The sequence below is a fragment of the Streptococcus sanguinis genome, from assembly GCF_019928825.1.
Lineage (GTDB): Bacteria > Bacillota > Bacilli > Lactobacillales > Streptococcaceae > Streptococcus > Streptococcus sanguinis_L.
Genome location: NZ_JAHZOP010000001.1, coordinates 143,574 through 162,480, shown reverse-complemented (window position 1 = coordinate 162,480; position 18,907 = coordinate 143,574). Strand labels below are relative to the sequence as shown.

Below are 18,907 nucleotides of genomic sequence, written 5' to 3'. Positions count from 1 at the left end.
TCTCAAGATTTAAGTAACTGTACAACCTTCCATTCCAAGACGGAAACCGCCGATACGTTTTTGTACTCTCAAGATTTAAGTAACTGTACAACTCCAAATGTAAGCCAGTCATAGGCTGGAAGGTTTTTGTACTCTCAAGATTTAAGTAACTGTACAACAAACAAACACACCTGAAACAGTTGCGCAAAGTTTTTGTACTCTCAAGATTTAAGTAACTGTACAACTTTTGACGGTTTGCGTTTGTGTTGGTATGTGTTTTTGTACTCTCAAGATTTAAGTAACTGTACAACTGAGAGTTATTTTGCCCTCTTGTCTCTGCTGTTTTTGTACTCTCAAGATTTAAGTAACTGTACAACCTAATAACGTTCCCTTGACTGTGGGGCTGGTTTTTGTACTCTCAAGATTTAAGTAACTGTACAACAGCTTACTATAGACCAGATAGCGTTGTTCTGTTTTTATTATAGTTTAGGATAGAGGGGAATCTGTAATGTTTTATCATAAAAAGGGCTGAGTAAATCAGTCCTTTTGTTCTCTATTTCCCCAAGCAGAATTGGCTGAAGAGTTGGGTGATGAGTTCGTCTGGTGCGGCGTCACCAGTGATTTCGCCGAGGATTTCCCAAGTGCGAGTCATATCGACTTGGAGAAGATCTACCGGCATACCCATTTCCAAGCCTTGGTTGACGGCTTGCAGGCTTTCTAGGGCTTTTTCAATTAAGGAGATATGGCGGGCGTTGGATAGGTAGGTGGCGTCTTGCTCGACGATACCAGCATTTTCAAAGAAGAGCTGATTGATGCGTTCTTCAATTTTATTGATATTTTGATTGTGGAGGACAGAAATCTTGATGACATCAGTTGGCAGCTGATCCAGCTCAATCTTTTCCTCAAGGTCAGTCTTGTTAAGCAGGACGATACGATTACTATCTTGACTGATTTCGAGCAATTGTCTGTCTTGGTCTGTCAGAGGCTCGCTGGCATTGAGAACTAAGAGGACCAAGTCGGCTTCCTGCAGGGCTTTTTTAGAGCGCTCAACTCCAATCTGTTCTACAAGGTCATCGGTTTCTCGAATCCCTGCGGTATCGATGAGCTTGAGCGGCACACCCTTGATATTGACATACTCCTCGATCACATCACGGGTCGTACCCTCGATATCAGTCACAATGGCCTTGTCCTCGCGCAGGAGATTGTTGAGCAGGCTGGACTTGCCAACATTAGGCCGGCCGATGATAGCAGTGGAAATGCCTTCGCGTAAAATCTTACCTCGTCGTGCAGTATCGAGAAGATTGCTCAACAGAGCCTCGAACTCAGCTGTTTTTTCTCGCATAAGCTGGGTTGTCATTTCTTCCACATCGTCGTACTCGGGATAGTCAATATTGACCTCGACCTGAGCCAGTGTGTTGAGGATTTCCTGACGAGTATTGTTGATAAGGTTGGAGAGGGAGCCATCCAGCTGCTTGACAGCGTTGTTCATAGCTTTATCGGTCTTGGCGCGGATGATGTCCATGACAGCCTCAGCCTGAGTCAAATCAACGCGCCCATTGAGAAAGGCCCGCTTGGTAAACTCACCAGGCTCAGCCATTCTAGCGCCCTCGCGGATAGCCAGCTGCAAAATTTCATTAGTAACCGCAATTCCACCGTGAGTGTTAATCTCGATGATATCCTCGCGCGTGAAGGTCTTGGGAGAGCGCATAGCACCAAGCATAACCTCATCCAGAATTTCCTTATTTTGAGGGTCAACGATATGGCCGTAGTTGAGCGTGTGGCTATCCACTTTGCTTAGATTCTTCCCTTTAAAGATTTTTTGGGCAATAGCAAAGCTGTCAGTCCCGCTTAGTCTGACAATGCCGATAGCCCCTTCGCCGAGAGGAGTAGAAATCGCAGCAATTGTATCAAATTCTCTGGTAATCATACTGTATTTTTCCTTGTGTTTTAAAATCAATTACCCTAATTGTAACGTAAAAATCAAGGAGGAGCAAGGCTTTCGATTATCAAGCGGAAGGAATGAAATTTAGGTATGGTAAAGAAAACACTTTCATAACAGGGAGAATCATGATATAATGAAAGTAGTGTGATTTGAGGAGGTGCTATGGAGAATCTAAAGAAGATGGCAGGTATTAAGGCTGCTGAGTTCGTGACAGATGGTATGGTAGTTGGACTTGGAACGGGTTCGACCGCTTATTATTTTGTCGAAGAGATTGGTCGGCGTATCAAGGAAGAAGGATTGCAGATTACAGCTGTTACGACTTCCAGTGTCACTAGCAAACAGGCTGAAGGGCTAGGCATTCCGCTCAAGTCTATCGACGATGTGGATCAGGTGGATGTCACTGTTGATGGTACTGATGAGGTTGATTCAGCTTTTAACGGTATCAAGGGCGGTGGCGGCGCACTTCTCATGGAGAAAGTCGTGGCGGTTCCTACTAAGCACTATATCTGGGTGGTCGATGAGAGCAAGATGGTAGAGAAGCTAGGTGCCTTCAAGCTGCCAGTAGAAGTTGTTCAGTACGGTGCTGAGCAGCTCTTTCGTCGCTTTGAGCGTGCAGGCTATAAGCCTGCCTTTCGTCAGAAGGATGGTCAGCGATTTGTTACGGACATGCAGAATTTCATTATCGACCTAGACCTTGGAGTGATTGAAGATCCAGTTGAGTTTGCGCAAGAACTAGATCATGTAGTGGGCGTAGTGGAGCATGGACTGTTTAATCAAATGGTAGATAAGGTCATTGTTGCTGGAAAATCAGGTCTTCAAGTTTTAGAGGCCAATAAATAGAAAGAGGTGTTTTATGCCAAAATTTAATCGTATTCACTTGGTAGTCATGGACTCAGTTGGTATCGGTGCTGCTCCGGATGCTAATAATTTTGTCAATGCAGGGGTACCAGATGGTGCTTCAGATACTCTGGGACATATTTCCAAAACGGTAGGACTGAATGTTCCGAATATGGCTAAGATTGGTCTGGGAAATATCGAGCGTCCTGCTCCTTTAAAGACAGTTCCTCAAGAAGAAAATCCTAGCGGTTACTATACCAAGCTGGAAGAAGTATCGCTTGGAAAAGACACGATGACAGGCCACTGGGAAATCATGGGTCTCAATATTACTGAGCCTTTTGATACTTTCTGGAATGGCTTCCCAGAAGAAATCCTGACTCAGATTGAAGAGTTTTCTGGTCGCAAGGTCATTCGTGAGGCTAACAAGCCATACTCTGGTACAGCAGTTATTGATGACTTTGGTCCTCGTCAGATGGAAACAGGCGAGCTGATTATCTATACCTCTGCTGATCCAGTATTGCAAATTGCAGCACACGAAGAAGTGATTCCTTTGGAAGAGCTCTATCGTATATGTGAATTCGCCCGCTCTATTACCTTGGAACGCCCTGCGCTTCTAGGACGTATTATCGCTCGTCCTTATGTAGGTGAGCCAGGCAACTTCACTCGTACAGCCAACCGTCACGACTATGCCGTTTCTCCGTTTGAGCCAACTGTACTTGACAAGCTCAATGAAGCTGGAATTGCTACCTATTCTGTTGGTAAGATTAACGACATCTTCAATGGCGCTGGAATCAACCATGATATGGGACACAATAAGTCTAACAATCATGGTGTAGATACTTTGGTCAAAGCCCTGAAAGACGACAACTTCAAAGAAGGTTTCTCATTCACTAACCTAGTAGACTTTGATGCTCTTTATGGTCACCGCCGTGATCCACATGGCTATCGTGACTGCCTGGAAGAGTTTGATGCGCGTATCCCAGAAATCATTGAAAACATGCGTGAAGATGATCTACTTATGATTACTGCTGACCATGGTAATGATCCGACCTATGCCGGAACTGACCACACTCGTGAGTACATTCCGCTCTTAGTCTTCGGAAAATCGCTGAACGGTCAAGGTCATATTCCTGTTGGACACTTTGCGGACATATCAGCTACCATTGCTGAAAACTTCGGAGTGGACAAGGCGATGATTGGAGAAAGCTTCTTGGACAAATTGGTATAAGCATTATAAGAGAGTGAGGAAAATATTTTATGACAAGCTTATCAGAAAAAATCAAAGCAACAGCAGCCTTCTTGAAAGAAAAAGGTATGACAGAACCTGAATTTGGTCTGATTTTGGGATCTGGTTTGGGAGAATTGGCTTCTGAAATCGAAAATGCCCTTAGTCTTGACTATGCGGATATTCCAAACTGGGGCCGCTCAACCGTTGTTGGGCACGCTGGTAAATTAGTCTATGGAGACTTGGCAGGACGGAAAGTCTTGGCGCTGCAAGGCCGTTTCCACTTCTATGAAGGAAATCCTTTAGACATCGTTACCTTCCCAGTGCGTGTGATGAAGGCTCTTGGTGCGACAGGTGTCATTGTGACCAATGCTGCTGGCGGTATTGGCTATGGCCCTGGTACACTGATGGCCATCACTGACCACATCAATATGACTGGTCAAAATCCTTTGATTGGTGAAAACTTGGATGAATTTGGTCCACGTTTCCCTGATATGTCTAAATCTTACACTCCAGAATACCGTACCGTCGCTCACAAAGTTGCGGATAAGCTTGGTATCAAGCTGGATGAGGGTGTCTATATCGGTGTAACTGGACCGACTTATGAAACACCAGCAGAAATCCGCGCTTATAAGACGCTTGGGGCGGATGCAGTCGGCATGTCTACTGTTCCTGAAGTGATTGTAGCAGCACATTCTGGATTGAAAGTCCTTGGAATTTCATGCATTACAAACTTTGCTGCTGGGTTCCAAGAAGAGCTTAATCATGAGGAAGTGGTTGAAGTAACAGAACGTGTCAAGGGTGATTTCAAACGACTGCTTAAAGAAACACTTGCTGAATTGTAAAAAAATACTGAAAGGCGGAGTGTCTGGGTTGGTAATTAAACCCGAGCCAGCCTTTCTATCTAGCTGATAAAATCATTAAACTAAAGAAAGGTAGAGTGTGTTCAGATTTGAACACGAGCGAAAAACTATCTTTCAAATAAATACAGAAAGGAAGGGCGTCTGAGTTTGAATTGAACTCGGGCTAGTCTTTCTATGAAATATTAAAAATAAGAAAGAAAGGAATTGAACCCACCCTAAAAGCGGTGGGAAAAAGATAGTTGGTCTTGCGAGCATCGCTCACTGCGGCCATCTCCTATTTTCCCTTTGCTTTTGACGGGTTTGGTATCTTAACTATGTCTATTCATATTTCTGCTAAGCCAGGTGAAATTGCTGATAAAATTCTTCTTCCAGGGGATCCGCTTCGGGCGAAATTTATTGCGGAGAATTTTTTAGAAGGCGCTGTTTGCTTCAATGAAGTCCGCAATATGTTCGGCTACACTGGTACTTATAAAGGCGAGCGTGTTTCTGTTATGGGGACAGGGATGGGAATGCCATCAATCTCAATCTATGCGCGTGAGCTGATTGTTGACTACGGTGTGAAAAAGCTGATACGTGTGGGAACTGCTGGATCACTGAATGCGGATGTTCATGTCCGTGAATTGGTTTTGGCGCAGGCGGCTGCAACCAACTCCAACATTATCCGCAACGACTGGCCACAGTATGATTTTCCACAAATCGCTAGCTTTGATTTGTTAGATAAGGCTTACCATATCGCCAAAGAACTTGGTATGACTACGCACGTTGGAAACGTCTTGTCGTCTGATGTCTTTTATTCAAACTACTTTGAAAAGAACATCGAGCTTGGTAAATGGGGCGTTAAGGCTGTGGAAATGGAAGCAGCTGCTCTTTACTACTTGGCAGCTCAGCACCATGTGGACGCTCTTGCTATCATGACCATTTCTGACAGCTTGGTCAATCCTGAAGAGGATACGACAGCAGAAGAACGCCAAAATACCTTCACCGATATGATGAAGGTTGGTTTGGAAACCTTGATTGCAGAAGCATGAAAGTAGATGTCAAAGAAGCCATTCTCTTTGCTATTTCCCGCTATGACTATGCTTATGCCCATAAACTAGCTGAGCGAGCAGGAAGCGGTGTCCAGTCTGACTTGGTCCTTCTTCTTGAGGCTTTAGCGGAGCGAAGAGAGCTCAACATCCAATCTATGATGAATCTAAAGTTGGAAATCACTGGGTCTAACCTAGCTGATTTTCAGCTTTTTTGCCATGAAGATGAAGCGGATGAGCAGCTGGTCAATTACCTTTATGATCTGGAAGCCAAGTTGAGAAATGAGCAGCTGATTGACTTTATCCGAGCTGTTAGTCCAGCTATTTATCGGATTTTTATGCGGCTGATTCGCATGCAAATACCAGATATTGAGAGCTATATTCATAATTCGCGAGGGGCTAGTTACGACCGTTGGAAGTTTGAAAAGATGCGAAATTCTGATAATCCTGACCTGCAAAATTTTCATGCAGAAAGCACGGTCAATTCTTCTAGTTTGACGGAGCTGATTTTGCAGTTGCATTTTCCTGAATCTGTCAAAGAATCAGCACAGCAGCTAAGAGAGTTAGAAAAGTCAGTCCGCAATCCGTTGGCACATCTTATCAAGCCTTTCGATGAGGAAGAATTGCACAGGACGACAGGTTTTTCGTCTCAGCACTTTATGGAGCTTCTGGTTGATTTGGCGCAGGAGACAGGCATTGTCTACCAGAGGGAACCTTTTTACTTCGACCGAGCGAATGAGCTCATAGAAAGTCTCTTATAAGGAGTAGCAGGATGGATAAAATTACAAGGCTGCAAGAATTGATAGATCAAAGCCGGGATATCGTCTTTTTCGGTGGGGCGGGTGTTTCGACGGAGTCCAATATTCCGGACTTCCGCAGTTCAGATGGGATATACAGTGTCAAGCTGGGACGGCATTTTACAGCGGAGCAGCTGGTTTCTCACACTATGTTTGAGCGCTATCCGCAGGAGTTTTTTGACTTTTACAAGAAGTACCTGCTCTATCCGGATGCCAAGCCCAATGCTGCTCATGTCTACTTGGCAGACTTGGAGAAGACGGGCAAGCTCAAGGCTGTAGTGACTCAAAATATCGATAGTTTGCATGAAATGGCCGGTTCAAAGAAGGTTCTCAAGCTACATGGCAGTGCGGATAGAAATTACTGTCTGAATTGTCAGCGATTCTATGATTTGGACAGCTTTCTGGCTCTGCACGGTACCATTCCTCGCTGCCTTGACTGTGGCGGTATTGTCAAGCCAGATGTGACTCTCTATGAAGAACCTCTAGATATAGAAGTTTTCCAGCAGGCTGCCCAAGCAATCCAGCAAGCAGACCTGCTGATAATCGGCGGCACTTCCTTAGTCGTCTATCCCGCAGCCAGCCTTATCCAGTACTTTGCAGGTAAGCATCTGGTTGTCATCAACAAGACCAGCATCCCTCAAGACAGCCAGGCAGACTTAGTGATTGAGGGCAAGATTGGAGAAGTGTTGGGGAAGTTGAAACAATAGAAAAAACACCTGAGATAGCTTTTTCAGGTGTTTTTTGCAGTTTATTTATCAAATTGTACTTCCTCAATCAGATACTCAATAAAGCGTTCTCCCATTTTGGATAGGCTAGCTTTTTCGTGCTGGATGTAAACCAGTTCAATCGGATCATCAATGTCCAGTGGGATTGACACGATATTATCTCCGTTGAGGTTGCTGTTGAGGATACCGGTTGCAATCGTGTAGCCATCCAGACCGATCAAAAGGTTAAAGAGGGTCGCACGGTCGCTGACCACGATAGATTTTTTATGGTGTTCCTGAGAGAGAATTTCCTCAGAAAAGTAGAAGGAGTTGTGAGTCCCTTGGTCATAGCTGAGGTAGGGGAAGTTTTCTAAGTCGGATAATTGGACCAGCTTTTTCTTGGCCAGCGGATTGGACTTGCTGACAAAGATATGGGGCTGCGCTGTGAAGAGATGAGTGGCAATCAAGTGATTGTCATCCAGCATCTTGGATAGGACATCGCGGTTGTAGCTATTGAGAAAGAGGACGCCAATTTCGCTGCGGAAGTTTTTTACGTCGTCAATGATCTCCCAAGTCCTAGTTTCACGCAGGAAGAGCTCGTATTTCTCCATATCGCTTTTTTTAAGCAGGGAAACAAAAGCATTGACCACAAAGGCATAGTGCTGGGCAGACACGCTAAAAAGCTCACGGTGGGCGACAGGGTTTTTGTATCGCTCCTCTAGAAGCTGAGTCTGCTCAACTACCTGCCGTGCATAGGAAAGAAACTCCATGCCGTCCTTGGTCAAGGTAATTCCTTTGGGATTGCGAATGAAAATCTCGATACCCATTTCATTTTCCAAGTCCCGCACAGCATTGGACAAACTAGGCTGAGTAATGAAAAGCTGCTTGGCAGCTTCGTTCATACTGCCAGTCTCGACAATTTTGATGATATAGTGTAACTGTTGAATTCTCATAGGACTATTTTATCACAAACTGGGGATTTTTTCCCGGTAAATCAATGAAAGGTAGTAAGGTTTTATGATTGAATTTATTAAAATGGACAGATGGTAAACGAAATTCTATTGGATATAGTGATATTTTTGAAGTTTTTCATAGAAGGATTTTATTCATTTTATTGTAATGAAGCAGATTTTGCAATTTCAAGTTATTCGTGATATGATGATTTTTAGACTATAAAAGGAGTAGTTATGAAGAAAAAAGAGGATTCTTTTGAAGATATTGCTTTTGAGTTAGAGAAAGAGACTTCTAAGTCTAAGTTCTTACCATTCGTTTTATTAGCCATTATTGGCTTTTCCGTCATTGGAGCAGTTTTTTAATGCTTTCTATACCGGAAAAAGCTAAATCTAAGCAACCGGTGAGCCAGTCAAGTCAGATTATTTCACCATCAGAAAAATTAGAGGATAAGAAGACTGAAGTAAAAAAATTCGCTGAAAGTCTTACAGTTTCTCCAGAAAAAAGTGGTCCCTTTCTTTGGACGGTTGACAAGGCAGTTTCTCTACACATGGACAAAGATAAAGGCGGAGTCGTCTTGGAAGATGTTTTAAAAGAATTTGGAAGACCTGTTGAAGCTGGTTCATGGATCCACTTATTACCAAATCATGAAGTCCGAAACTATATTAGTCTTTTCTGGAAAGATAAAAACGGTAATATAGGCAATATATCTTTAATATTTGCTGAATTTGATGGTGTCTATAAGCTCACCTCAAAGTTCTTTAATCTTTCAAGTAATGCAATTAAAGTTGATAAAAAACCTGATCGAGATTTTTTATGGACGCAAGAATATATAGATAGTCTTGTTATTGGTGCTAGAGAAGGTACTGACAAAGGTACGGCTTATGATGAGATTGTTTCAAATGTTGGTTTGCCTTTTTATCAAATAATTTCAGGAGAAAACAATCAACTTAAGTTAAGGATTACTTATAATAATCCAAAGGGTTGGAAAGAACGTAATAAATTACAGACTGTTATTCTAGAATTCTACAACCAAGAAGATGAAACATGGCGTTTAGTTTCTAAACAAAGCCAGTAAACTAAATAAGAAAGAGGAGACAAACTTGAGAAAGAATAGCAAGAAAAAACATGATTCCAATTCATTTAGAGATATAAAAAAGGAACTTTATAGACAACAAAAGATAAAAAGAGAAGAACTCAGCATGATGGCCATACAAGAGAAGAAAAAAAGGACTAACTTGGCCTTTATTCTTCTTTGTTTAACCATATCATTTACTTTATTCTTTGGCTTCTATTATTTATCACTAAAGGTTCCTAACAAAGACAATGCTAAACACAAAGAAGATAAGACAGTCTCGTCAGTTAGTAAAGAAAGCTCTACTACTCAGCAAGATGAACCTGAGTTAGAAATGGACAAGAAACAGAAGGAACTTAAAAATAAACTTGTGGTAGAAGATGAAAAAAAGTTTGCTTTTAAATGGACATTAGACAATTTTGTAGAACTCAAAATAGCAAAAATTGGGGGGTGGAAGAATAATCCGACTTTGGAAGAAGTTATTACGAAATACGGTAAGGGTTCAAATGTGAGTTTTACCGAAAATGGATTGACACTAACTTATAAGACAAGGGTGATGGACATAGAAAAAAACAGCTTATCTGATCATCCTCAGGAGATAAGACTAGGTTTTTTTGATCCCGATTCCAATGGCAAGGAGTACTATTTGATAACTAAATCGGCATTGTTCTTGGACGATAGTCGCTATCCAGTGGCTGCCAAAGAGGATTTTGTCTTTAACTGGAAGCCAGAAGATATCGATACATTGATATTGGGCGATAGGCAGCGAGGTAAAGGTGGTATGACTTATCAAGAAGTTGTTGAACGTTTTGGATTACCCTCTTACAGTAATATTCATGGGAATGATACGGATTTTGACCCCTTATCATTGAGCATACAGTATATTAATATACGTAAATCAGATACTGAACGAAAAAGTGATAGAGTAGCCTTGATTTTCAGAAGACAGGAGGATGGAAGCTTTTGTCTAGCAGATGTAAGTAGCGAATTTGACAAGGACTGGTAAAGCTGTGGTAAGTCGGAGATGTGAAAATTCTGATATTTTATGCCTTGACATTTCTCATCTCTAACGATATAATGTTTACAATTTAACCTTTAATCAAGTCCAGTGAGGCTGCAAGGTGGGAAAACGATATAAGAGGCAATTGGCTGCCTTGTTTTTTGCGAAACCTTGCTGTGGCGAGGTTTTTTATTGTAGAAAGTGAGGTTGTCATGGTTAGTGACAGTTGCAAAAAGAGATTTGGCAAGATCATGCTGGAGCAGATGGAGCTTCTGAATCAAGTAGAGATTGCGCCTAATATTTTTTCTATGATTCTAAAGGGCCGAATGGTCAGCCAGATGCAGGCTGGGCAGTTTTTACATATTCGGGTACCAGATGACAGCAAGCTTTTGCGCCGGCCGATCTCAATTGCTGAGATTGACCGAGATAATCTGACTTGTCGTATCATCTATCGGATAGAAGGCGGCGGGACGGCTATTTTTTCTCAACTGCCAGTCGGCTCGTTTCTTGATGTTATGGGGCCTCAGGGCAATGGCTTTGATTTGAGCCCTGTAAGGGCAGGTGACCACGCTTTGATTATCGGTGGTGGGATTGGTGTCCCTCCCCTGCTTGAGGTTGCAAAAGAATTGCATGCCAAGGGAGCTCAAGTGACAGCTGTACTGGGATTTGCTGACAAATCTGCTGTCATTTTAGAAGAAGAAATGAAAAAATATGCTGATGTCATTGTCACGACGGATAACGGTTCTTATGGTCGTCAAGGCTATGTATCAGCTGTCGTTGATGAGTTGTCCCAAGACTATTCGGCTGTTTATTCCTGTGGAGCGCCAGCCATGCTACAGTACGTGGATAGAAAGTTTCAGGACCATCCGCATGCTTATCTTTCCATGGAATCTCGTATGGCATGTGGTATGGGCGCCTGCTATGCCTGCGTCGTTCATGTGGCAGGTCAGGACGAGTCAGTCAATAAGCGCGTTTGTGAAGACGGTCCGGTCTTTGAGACGGGCACGATTGTTGTCTAGGAGGGGAAAGAATGAGTGACCAACGTTTAAGGATTTCCTTGCCAGGCTTGGACCTAAAAAATCCTATTATTCCTGCTTCTGGCTGCTTTGGTTTCGGTCAAGAATATGCCAAGTACTATGACCTAGACTTGCTAGGCTCCATCATGATAAAGGCTACGACTTTGGAGCCCCGCTTTGGCAATCCCACTCCGCGTGTGGCAGAAACGCCAGCTGGTATGCTTAATGCTATAGGCCTGCAAAATCCAGGTGTTGAAGTTGTATTGACTGAAAAGCTGCCCTGGCTGGAAGAGCATTATCCTGACCTTCCAATCATCGCCAATGTAGCGGGTTTTTCCAATCAAGAGTATGCCAAAGTGGCCGAGAAAATTTCCCAAGCTCCTAATGTTAAGGCTATCGAGCTCAATATCTCCTGCCCTAATGTTGACCATGGAAATGCTGGCCTTTTGATTGGTCAAGTTCCAGAGTTGGCTTACGGAGCAACCAAAGCAGCAGTAGAGACTTCTGCTGTACCAGTCTATGTCAAATTGACTCCGAGCGTAGCAGACATCACTCAGGTAGCTAAGGCTGTTGAAGACGCTGGTGCTGCTGGTTTTACCATGATTAACACCTTAGTAGGTATGCGATTTGACTTGAAGACGCGCAAGCCTATTATCGCCAATGGCACTGGTGGCATGTCTGGCCCTGCTGTCTTTCCTGTAGCGCTCAAGCTGATCCGTCAAGTGGCGCAAGCAAGCAAACTTCCCATCATTGGTATGGGGGGAGTTGATTCGGCGGAGGCTGCTCTGGAGATGTTTATAGCGGGCGCTTCAGCTATTGGAGTGGGAACTGCCAATTTTACGGATCCATATGCCTGCCCGACCATCATTGAAGATCTGTCTAAGGCTATGGATAAATATGGCATCGAAAGTCTTGAAAGCTTACGAAAAGATGTTCAAGAGAATTTGCTTTAAAGTTACATTTTTACTTGACAATCCTGCTGTGAAATTATAGAATGAACTAAATACAACCTTTAAAGAAGTCCAGAGAGGCTACTAAGGTACATACGTTTGAATGGCAGATACTGCCACATTTTCGTGTAACCTTGCTCTCGTGCAAGGTTTTTCTATGTCTCTGAACCTAGCGTGAAGGTCAATTTGAATATAGGAGTGCCTAGCAGAGTTCTTTAAAGTTAAAAATTAAAAGGAGATTTTTCCCTCATGCGTGAAGAACGGCCTATTATCGCCCTCGACTTTCCATCTTTTGATGATGTCAAAGATTTCTTGGAGCATTTTCCGGAAGATGAAAAACTCTATGTCAAAATCGGTATGGAATTCTTCTATGCCATTGGTCCAGAAATCGTTCATTATCTGAAAGGTCTTGGACACAGCATTTTCTTGGATCTGAAACTGCACGATATACCCAATACGGTGCGCTCAGCCATGTCTGTCTTAGGAACTTTTGGTATCGACATGGTGACGGTTCATGCAGCAGGCGGTGTGGAGATGATGAGCGAAGCCAAGAAGGTCTTGGGTGATAAGGCTAAGTTAGTTGCGGTGACCCAGCTGACCTCGACCAGCGAGGAAGATATGCGTGATTGCCAAAATATCCAGACTACGGTTCAGGAGTCTGTTGTCAACTACGCTCGGAAGGCCAAAGAAGCCGGTCTGGATGGCGTAGTTTGCTCAGCTCAAGAAGTTGAACTGATTAAGGCGACAACTGCGGATGATTTCCTCTGTGTGACGCCGGGTATTCGGCCAGCTGGATCAGAAATCGGTGACCAAAAACGGGTCATGACTCCGCAGGAAGCCCATCAAATCGGCAGTGATTATATTGTAGTCGGCCGTCCGATTATCCAAGCTGAAAATCCTTGGGATGCTTACCACGAGATTAAAAAGCAGTGGAATAGCTAAGCAAAACAAGAAATTCGAATTAAATCGTTATATGTAATTGACAGCATCATAAACATTCAAATTTATAAGGAGCAACAAATGACTTTAGCAAAAGAGATTGCGCGTGATTTATTGAAAATCAAAGCTGTGTATTTGAAGCCAGAAGAGCCTTTTACATGGGCGTCGGGCATCAAGTCACCTATATATACGGACAACCGTGTGACCTTGGCTTATCCAGAAACTCGGACCTTGATTGAAGATGGTTTCGTTGAAAAGATTCGGGCGGAATTTCCAGATGTAGAAGTCATTGCTGGAACTGCGACAGCAGGCATTCCTCATGGAGCCATTATCGCTGATAAGATGAACCTGCCATTTGCCTACATTCGCAGCAAACCAAAAGATCACGGAGCAGGCAATCAAATTGAAGGACGCGTAGTACCTGGGCAGAAGATGGTTGTTATTGAGGACTTAATCTCGACAGGCGGTTCTGTTTTAGATGCTATTGCTGCTGCCAAACGTGAAGGTGCGGATGTGATTGGAGCAGCAGCCATCTTTACCTATGAGCTGCCAAAAGCAGAAAAGAACTTCAATGAAGCGGATGTAAAATTGGTGACTTTATCAAACTATACAGAGTTGATTCACTTAGCTGAGCAAGAAGGTTATATCAATGCTGAAGGATTAGCTTTGTTGAAACGATTTAAGGAAGACCAAGAAAATTGGCAGGCTTAGACCGAATAGAAATAAAATGATCTGACCTTTATTCAGGTCATTTTTCAGTAAAGCGTCCTTGTTCTTGCCTTTAAAAATGGCTTAAAGTCTCGGTATTTGGTATAATAGAGCTATGTCTAAGATTTATCATCTATCCTTTTCGATATTACAGAAAGTTATGCTGATTACGGCTGTTCACTGGTTTCTGATTGCCATCTGGCATGTTGCAGAGCTGAATAGTATAGCTATAATTGCCTTTGCTGGCTTGGCTTATCTGGCCTATCGCTATCGGCATTTGCTAGAAAAAGCTTATCATTGGCTGATGAAGCATAAACTTCTTATTATGCTAGCTGCCTTTATTTTTCAGCTGATTATGCTCTTTTCAGCAGAACTTTTGATTAGGCGGGATGCAGCAGTTGTCTTTACAGGGGCTTTCAAAACTCTGAAAGAAAGCTCCATTTCCAGCTATCTGACCCGCAACCCTAACAATGTCTCACTCTTTCTCTACGAGCGCTTTTTCTTTAATGTATTTGGGGAATCCGGTCTATGGGTCATGCAGGCTTTGAATATTTTTTATACTAACGTGACGGCCTTGATTCTCTATAAGGGCTGCCAAAAGTATTTTTCCCAAAAGGCTGCAGATGCTGTCTTTAGTCTTTATGTGCTTTTACTGGGCTTTTCTCCTTATTTCTTTTCAATGTATACCGATATTCCGCCCCTTCCTTTCATCAGTCTGCAGATTTTCCTAGTTTTGGGATTGCTGAAGGGAGAGGAATCAAGCCGACAGCTGGTTTGGCGCAGTATTTTGCTTGGGCTAATGACTAGTCTGGCTTTCTTCTTTAGACCGACAGTAATGATTCTGCTGATAGCCGTCTTTGGAGTCCTCTTTTTTAAAAAGAATTGGAAGAAGTTCTTTCTGACACTAGTCGTTTTTGCTTGCAGTTTTGCGATTAGCTATGCTCCGCTGCATTACTGGTCCAAGCATCAGAAGGAAGTGCCGATTATGGAGGGAGAGGGACTAGCAAAAGGTCCTCTGCTCTTTATCAATCTAGGTCTGACCTTCAATGGCCACAATCAGGAAGATATGAAAGAAGGGCTCTTGCAGTATATTGAGCCCGACAATCAGTATGACTATAACAATGGCATGTTTGCCAAGGAATATGTTATCAAGGAAATCAAGCGGCGCTTAAGTGAATATAATCCTTTGACTTTAGCTCATCATCTCTTCCACAAGCAGTCTCTGACTGTAGCAGAAGGAGATTTGGGCTGGCTTTACCGCAGTGTTGAAAATGAAAAGACGCCTTATATATCGCCTTTTTACCAAGATACGAAAGATAATCCTTTAACTCAGTTTGTCCGTGACTTCTTCCTGAACACTGACAAGTCAGAATTTGTCTATTTCTCGCTGTCCAAGCAGGTGGTTTGGATTGTCATGGCGGCAGGACTTGTCTTTGGCCTTTGGAAATATCGCTCCAGTGATGAACTGAATTTTCTAACCTTAGCTGTTTTTGGTGGCCTGCTTTTTCTGCAGATTTTCGAAGGAGGAAAGACGCGTTATCTGATTCAGTTTTTGCCACAGATTTTGATTCTGTCTGCTGTGGGCTTATCTCAGTACCCACAATCCCTAGGAAAGTGTCGTTTTTGGACTAGAAAGAAGGAGTCTTTAGAATGAAAAGACCTGTTCCTATCTATGAACCGCTTTATAGCTTGAAGCCTATTGCTGAGAATATTTGGATTGTCAACGGTGATTTGATTGAGATGGATGCGGTAGTGACAAAGTTGCCCTTTTCTACTCGCATGACTGTTATCAAGTTAGCAAATGGTCAGCTCTGGTGTCATTCACCAATCCAGCCAAATCAAGCCTTGTTTGACCAGTTAGACGTTTTGGGACCAGTCGCACATCTCATTTCACCTAATAAGATTCACTATGCCTATATAGTTGACTGGAAGAAGCGTTATCCTGAGGCAATTGCTTGGTCTAGCCCAGGAGTTGAAGAGAGAGCGGCCAAGCAGAAAATCCCAGTCTTTTTTAATGAAAGGCTGACCGATGAGGCTCCTGAAGCTTGGGCAGGTCAGATAGATCAGTTGGTTTTCAAGGGAAGTGCTTATATTGAGGAAGTTGTCTTTTTTCATAAGGACAGTCAAACCTTGATTTTGACAGATTTGATTGAGAATTTTGAAACAGAGCGTTTTCCGAGTTCGCTTCGCAGCAAGTTTTATAAATTGGTTCGTGTTGCAGCTCCGGACGGCCAGACGCCTATTGACTACCGTATGACCTTTATCGGTCATCAAAAAGAAGCCAAAGAATGTCTAGAGCAGATGCTGGCTTGGCAACCAGAAAAAATCATCCTAGCTCATGGTCGTTGTTTTCTGGAAAATGGTACAGCAGAACTAAGAAGAGCGCTTAGGTGGATTAGGTAAGAGAATTTTATCGAAGGAAATGAGAGGAGACATATATGCAGCATTCAGCTTGGCACGCTTTGATTAAGGAGCAGCTGCCGGAAGGTTATTTTGCAAAAATCAATCATTTTTTAGACGAAGTGTATGCTTCGGGGACCATTTACCCACCTCGGGAAAAGGTGTTTAATGCGATTCAGACGACAGATTTAGCAGATGTTAAGGTGGTTATTTTGGGGCAGGACCCCTACCACGGACCGAGACAGGCACAAGGCTTGAGTTTTTCGGTACCTGATGACATTCCAGCTCCGCCTTCTTTGCAGAATATTCTCAAAGAACTGGCTGATGATATCGGAGTGAAAGAGTCGCATGATTTGACTTCCTGGGCTCAGCAGGGTGTTCTCTTGCTCAATGCTGGTCTGACAGTGCCTGCTGGCCAGGCCAATGCGCATGCCGGCTTAATCTGGGAGCCTTTTACAGATGCTATTATCAAGGTAGTCAATGAAAAGTCTGATCCTGTTGTCTTTATCCTCTGGGGTTCATACGCCCGCAAGAAAAAAGCCTTGATAAGCAATCCTCAACATTTGATAATCGAGTCGGCTCACCCAAGTCCGCTGTCTGCTTATCGTGGTTTCTTTGGTAGCAAACCTTTTTCTCGTACCAATGATTTCTTAGTGGCTAAGGGCTTAGAACCTATCAATTGGTTATCTTAGGAGGTAATATGGTTCAGTTAGCAACGATTTGTTATATCGATAATGGCCGGGAGTTTCTCATGCTACACCGCAACAAAAAGCCCAATGATGTCCATGCTGGGAAGTGGATTGGTGTTGGTGGCAAGCTAGAGCGAGGAGAAACCCCGCAGGAATGCGCAGCTCGCGAAATTTTAGAGGAAACAGGTCTAAAGGCTAAACCTGTTCTCAAAGGCGTTATCACTTTTCCAGAGTTTACTCCCGACTTGGACTGGTACACCTATGTCTTCAAGGTGACTGAGTTTGAGGGGGAACTGATTGACTGCAACGAAGGGACTTTGGAATGGGTGCCCTATGATCAGGTTTTGTCTAAACCAACTTGGGAAGGCGATCATACTTTTGTTGAATGGCTTTTAGAAGACAAGCCTTTCTTTTCTGCAAAGTTTGTTTATGATGGGGATAAGCTCTTGGACACGCAGGTGGACTTTTACGAATAAGGAGATGAGACGATGCTATTAATCAAAAACGGACGAGTTATGGATCCTAAGACTGGTTTTGACCAAATTACTGACCTCTTGGTTGAGGGGAAGAAAATCGTTAAAATCGGTCAAGATTTGCAGGCAGAAGGAGCAAAAGTTATTGATGCCAGTGGTTTGGTTGTGGCTCCAGGTTTGGTGGATATACATGTGCATTTCCGGGAGCCGGGCCAGACTCATAAGGAAGACATTCACACGGGAGCCTTGGCAGCAGCAGCAGGTGGCTTTACGACTGTTGTTATGATGGCAAATACCAATCCGACCATCTCTACAGTTGAAACCCTGCAGGAAGTCCTGGAGTCGGCTAGTCGTGAAAATATCCATATCAAGTCGGTCGCGACGATTACAGAGAATTTTGATGGTCAGCATCTGACAGATTTCCAAGATCTCTTGGCAGCTGGTGCAGTAGGTTTTTCTGATGACGGTATTCCGCTGACCAATGCCGGCATTGTCCGTCAAGCGCTCGTAGAAGCGCGTAAAAACGACACCTTTATCAGCTTGCACGAGGAAGATCCTAATCTCAACGGCATACTTGGTTTCAATGAGCATATCGCTAAAGAGCATTTTCATATCTGTGGCGCGACAGGTGTGGCAGAATACAGCATGGTTGCCCGCGATGTCATGATTGCTTATGATGCAAAGGCTCATGTACATATCCAGCATTTGTCCAAGGCTGAGAGTGTAAAGGTGGTCGAATTCGCTCAGAAGCTAGGCGCACACGTTACTGCTGAAGCAGCACCTCAGCACTTCTCTAAAACAGAAGCTCTGCTATTGACTAAGGGCAGCAATGCTAAGATGAATCCACCTCTGCGATTAGAATCGGACCGTCTGGCGGTTATTGAGGGGCTCAAGTCTGGTGTCATTTCTGTCATTGCGACGGACCATGCTCCACATCATGCTGACGAAAAAAATGTAGCGGATATCACGCAGGCGCCTTCTGGTATGACTGGTCTTGAGACTTCGCTTTCTCTAGGTCTGACCTACCTTGTTGAGGCTGGTCATCTGAGTTTGATGGAACTTTTGGAAAAAATGACTCTTAATCCGGCTCAATTGTATGGTTTTGATGTTGGCTTCATCGCTCAGGATGGTCCTGCTGATTTGACAATATTTGACCCAGAAGCAGATAGACTTGTGACTGACCATTTTGCCTCCAAGGCAGCCAATTCACCTTTCGTTGGTGAAAAGCTTAAAGGCCAAGTGAAGTTTACCATCTGTGATGGGGAAGTTGTCTTTGAGGGATAATATAGTTCAGACTCTGATGAATTTCAGAGTCTTTTTTAACACAGAAAATT

At 43.4% G+C, this 18,907-nt stretch carries 18 protein-coding genes, 1 pseudogene and 1 CRISPR repeat array (1 of these 20 running past the window's edge); of the genes and pseudogenes, 17 read left to right on the top strand and 2 right to left on the bottom strand.

Features of this window, described 5'->3' with window-relative positions:
- A CRISPR array of direct repeats spans window positions 1–421; the repeat unit is 36 nt; unit sequence GTTTTTGTACTCTCAAGATTTAAGTAACTGTACAAC (it extends 2,648 nt beyond the left edge of the window).
- A gap of 111 nt (window positions 422–532) precedes the next feature.
- Window positions 533–1,906, bottom strand: coding sequence for a tRNA uridine-5-carboxymethylaminomethyl(34) synthesis GTPase MnmE (gene mnmE / locus K1J09_RS00755; RefSeq protein ID WP_223322628.1), 1,374 nt, complete (start codon window positions 1,904–1,906; stop codon window positions 533–535).
- A 177-nt stretch (window positions 1,907–2,083) separates the two neighbouring features.
- On the opposite strand from mnmE, the gene rpiA reads away from it, so the two are divergent.
- The 6 genes from rpiA to K1J09_RS00725 all read left to right on the top strand — a co-directional run bounded on the left by rpiA (window position 2,084) and on the right by K1J09_RS00725 (window position 7,375).
- Entirely contained in the window at window positions 2,084–2,761 is a 678-nt protein-coding gene (rpiA, locus tag K1J09_RS00750) for a ribose-5-phosphate isomerase RpiA (protein WP_223322630.1), read from the top strand.
- Window positions 2,762–2,774: 13 nt separating this feature from the next.
- Window positions 2,775–3,986 carry a phosphopentomutase gene (locus tag K1J09_RS00745; protein WP_223322632.1) on the top strand — a complete coding sequence of 404 codons (1,212 nt, stop codon included), beginning with the start codon at window positions 2,775–2,777 and terminating at the stop codon, window positions 3,984–3,986.
- A 29-nt stretch (window positions 3,987–4,015) separates the two neighbouring features.
- A complete protein-coding gene (locus K1J09_RS00740; protein ID WP_223322634.1) occupies window positions 4,016–4,828 on the top strand; it encodes a purine-nucleoside phosphorylase in 813 nt (270 codons plus the stop codon).
- Window positions 4,829–5,160: 332 nt separating this feature from the next.
- The gene (deoD, locus tag K1J09_RS00735) at window positions 5,161–5,874 is read left to right on the top strand and encodes a purine-nucleoside phosphorylase (protein ID WP_032905788.1); all 714 of its coding nucleotides are present in this window, start codon (window positions 5,161–5,163) and stop codon (window positions 5,872–5,874) included.
- The gene (locus K1J09_RS00730; protein WP_009660348.1) at window positions 5,871–6,632 is read left to right on the top strand and encodes a hypothetical protein; all 762 of its coding nucleotides are present in this window, start codon (window positions 5,871–5,873) and stop codon (window positions 6,630–6,632) included. Before deoD ends, K1J09_RS00730 begins: the two co-directional genes overlap by 4 nt.
- A gap of 11 nt (window positions 6,633–6,643) precedes the next feature.
- Window positions 6,644–7,375 carry an NAD-dependent protein deacylase gene (locus K1J09_RS00725; RefSeq protein ID WP_009660289.1) on the top strand — a complete coding sequence of 244 codons (732 nt, stop codon included), beginning with the start codon at window positions 6,644–6,646 and terminating at the stop codon, window positions 7,373–7,375.
- A gap of 41 nt (window positions 7,376–7,416) precedes the next feature.
- On the opposite strand, the gene K1J09_RS00720 is transcribed toward K1J09_RS00725, so the two are convergent.
- Window positions 7,417–8,325, bottom strand: coding sequence for a LysR family transcriptional regulator (locus tag K1J09_RS00720; RefSeq protein WP_002895403.1), 909 nt, complete (start codon window positions 8,323–8,325; stop codon window positions 7,417–7,419).
- Between the two features lie 234 nt (window positions 8,326–8,559).
- Between K1J09_RS00720 and K1J09_RS00715 the strand changes: the two are divergent.
- The 11 genes and pseudogenes from K1J09_RS00715 to K1J09_RS00665 all read left to right on the top strand — a co-directional run bounded on the left by K1J09_RS00715 (window position 8,560) and on the right by K1J09_RS00665 (window position 18,857).
- Window positions 8,560–9,401, top strand: a pseudogene (locus K1J09_RS00715) (hypothetical protein).
- A gap of 25 nt (window positions 9,402–9,426) precedes the next feature.
- Entirely contained in the window at window positions 9,427–10,404 is a 978-nt protein-coding gene (locus K1J09_RS00710) for a hypothetical protein (RefSeq protein ID WP_223322638.1), read from the top strand.
- 206 nt (window positions 10,405–10,610) lie between these two features.
- Window positions 10,611–11,417 carry a dihydroorotate dehydrogenase electron transfer subunit gene (locus tag K1J09_RS00705; protein ID WP_223322640.1) on the top strand — a complete coding sequence of 269 codons (807 nt, stop codon included), beginning with the start codon at window positions 10,611–10,613 and terminating at the stop codon, window positions 11,415–11,417.
- 11 nt (window positions 11,418–11,428) lie between these two features.
- Entirely contained in the window at window positions 11,429–12,367 is a 939-nt protein-coding gene (locus K1J09_RS00700) for a dihydroorotate dehydrogenase (RefSeq protein WP_223322651.1), read from the top strand.
- 246 nt (window positions 12,368–12,613) lie between these two features.
- A complete protein-coding gene (gene pyrF, locus K1J09_RS00695) occupies window positions 12,614–13,306 on the top strand; it encodes an orotidine-5'-phosphate decarboxylase (RefSeq protein WP_223322652.1) in 693 nt (230 codons plus the stop codon).
- 78 nt (window positions 13,307–13,384) lie between these two features.
- Window positions 13,385–14,014: an orotate phosphoribosyltransferase gene (gene pyrE, locus K1J09_RS00690; RefSeq protein ID WP_223322654.1), complete on the top strand. Its 630-nt coding sequence runs from the start codon at window positions 13,385–13,387 to the stop codon at window positions 14,012–14,014.
- 112 nt (window positions 14,015–14,126) lie between these two features.
- Window positions 14,127–15,665, top strand: coding sequence for a glycosyltransferase family 39 protein (locus K1J09_RS00685; RefSeq protein WP_223322656.1), 1,539 nt, complete (start codon window positions 14,127–14,129; stop codon window positions 15,663–15,665).
- Window positions 15,662–16,414, top strand: coding sequence for a DUF4336 domain-containing protein (locus tag K1J09_RS00680; protein ID WP_002918948.1), 753 nt, complete (start codon window positions 15,662–15,664; stop codon window positions 16,412–16,414). The genes K1J09_RS00685 and K1J09_RS00680 overlap by 4 nt, the downstream gene beginning before the upstream one ends.
- Before the next feature lie 35 nt (window positions 16,415–16,449).
- A complete protein-coding gene (locus tag K1J09_RS00675) occupies window positions 16,450–17,103 on the top strand; it encodes a uracil-DNA glycosylase (RefSeq protein ID WP_002918949.1) in 654 nt (217 codons plus the stop codon).
- Window positions 17,104–17,111: 8 nt separating this feature from the next.
- Entirely contained in the window at window positions 17,112–17,576 is a 465-nt protein-coding gene (locus tag K1J09_RS00670) for an NUDIX hydrolase (RefSeq protein WP_002904550.1), read from the top strand.
- Between the two features lie 12 nt (window positions 17,577–17,588).
- Entirely contained in the window at window positions 17,589–18,857 is a 1,269-nt protein-coding gene (locus K1J09_RS00665) for a dihydroorotase (RefSeq protein ID WP_223322658.1), read from the top strand.
- The last annotated feature ends 50 nt before the right edge of the window (window positions 18,858–18,907 follow it).

What these genes read in the sequence shown, in the direction of transcription:
- mnmE (WP_223322628.1), bottom strand. Translation starts at nt 1,906, where the DNA reads ATGATTACCAGAGAATTTGATACAATTGCTGCGATTTCTACTCCTCTC.
- rpiA (WP_223322630.1), top strand. Translation starts at nt 2,084, where the DNA reads ATGGAGAATCTAAAGAAGATGGCAGGTATTAAGGCTGCTGAGTTCGTG.
- K1J09_RS00745 (WP_223322632.1), top strand. Translation starts at nt 2,775, where the DNA reads ATGCCAAAATTTAATCGTATTCACTTGGTAGTCATGGACTCAGTTGGT.
- K1J09_RS00740 (WP_223322634.1), top strand. Translation starts at nt 4,016, where the DNA reads ATGACAAGCTTATCAGAAAAAATCAAAGCAACAGCAGCCTTCTTGAAA.
- deoD (WP_032905788.1), top strand. Translation starts at nt 5,161, where the DNA reads ATGTCTATTCATATTTCTGCTAAGCCAGGTGAAATTGCTGATAAAATT.
- K1J09_RS00730 (WP_009660348.1), top strand. Translation starts at nt 5,871, where the DNA reads ATGAAAGTAGATGTCAAAGAAGCCATTCTCTTTGCTATTTCCCGCTAT.
- K1J09_RS00725 (WP_009660289.1), top strand. Translation starts at nt 6,644, where the DNA reads ATGGATAAAATTACAAGGCTGCAAGAATTGATAGATCAAAGCCGGGAT.
- K1J09_RS00720 (WP_002895403.1), bottom strand. Translation starts at nt 8,325, where the DNA reads ATGAGAATTCAACAGTTACACTATATCATCAAAATTGTCGAGACTGGC.
- K1J09_RS00705 (WP_223322640.1), top strand. Translation starts at nt 10,611, where the DNA reads ATGGTTAGTGACAGTTGCAAAAAGAGATTTGGCAAGATCATGCTGGAG.
- K1J09_RS00700 (WP_223322651.1), top strand. Translation starts at nt 11,429, where the DNA reads ATGAGTGACCAACGTTTAAGGATTTCCTTGCCAGGCTTGGACCTAAAA.
- pyrF (WP_223322652.1), top strand. Translation starts at nt 12,614, where the DNA reads ATGCGTGAAGAACGGCCTATTATCGCCCTCGACTTTCCATCTTTTGAT.
- pyrE (WP_223322654.1), top strand. Translation starts at nt 13,385, where the DNA reads ATGACTTTAGCAAAAGAGATTGCGCGTGATTTATTGAAAATCAAAGCT.
- K1J09_RS00685 (WP_223322656.1), top strand. Translation starts at nt 14,127, where the DNA reads ATGTCTAAGATTTATCATCTATCCTTTTCGATATTACAGAAAGTTATG.
- K1J09_RS00680 (WP_002918948.1), top strand. Translation starts at nt 15,662, where the DNA reads ATGAAAAGACCTGTTCCTATCTATGAACCGCTTTATAGCTTGAAGCCT.
- K1J09_RS00675 (WP_002918949.1), top strand. Translation starts at nt 16,450, where the DNA reads ATGCAGCATTCAGCTTGGCACGCTTTGATTAAGGAGCAGCTGCCGGAA.
- K1J09_RS00670 (WP_002904550.1), top strand. Translation starts at nt 17,112, where the DNA reads ATGGTTCAGTTAGCAACGATTTGTTATATCGATAATGGCCGGGAGTTT.
- K1J09_RS00665 (WP_223322658.1), top strand. Translation starts at nt 17,589, where the DNA reads ATGCTATTAATCAAAAACGGACGAGTTATGGATCCTAAGACTGGTTTT.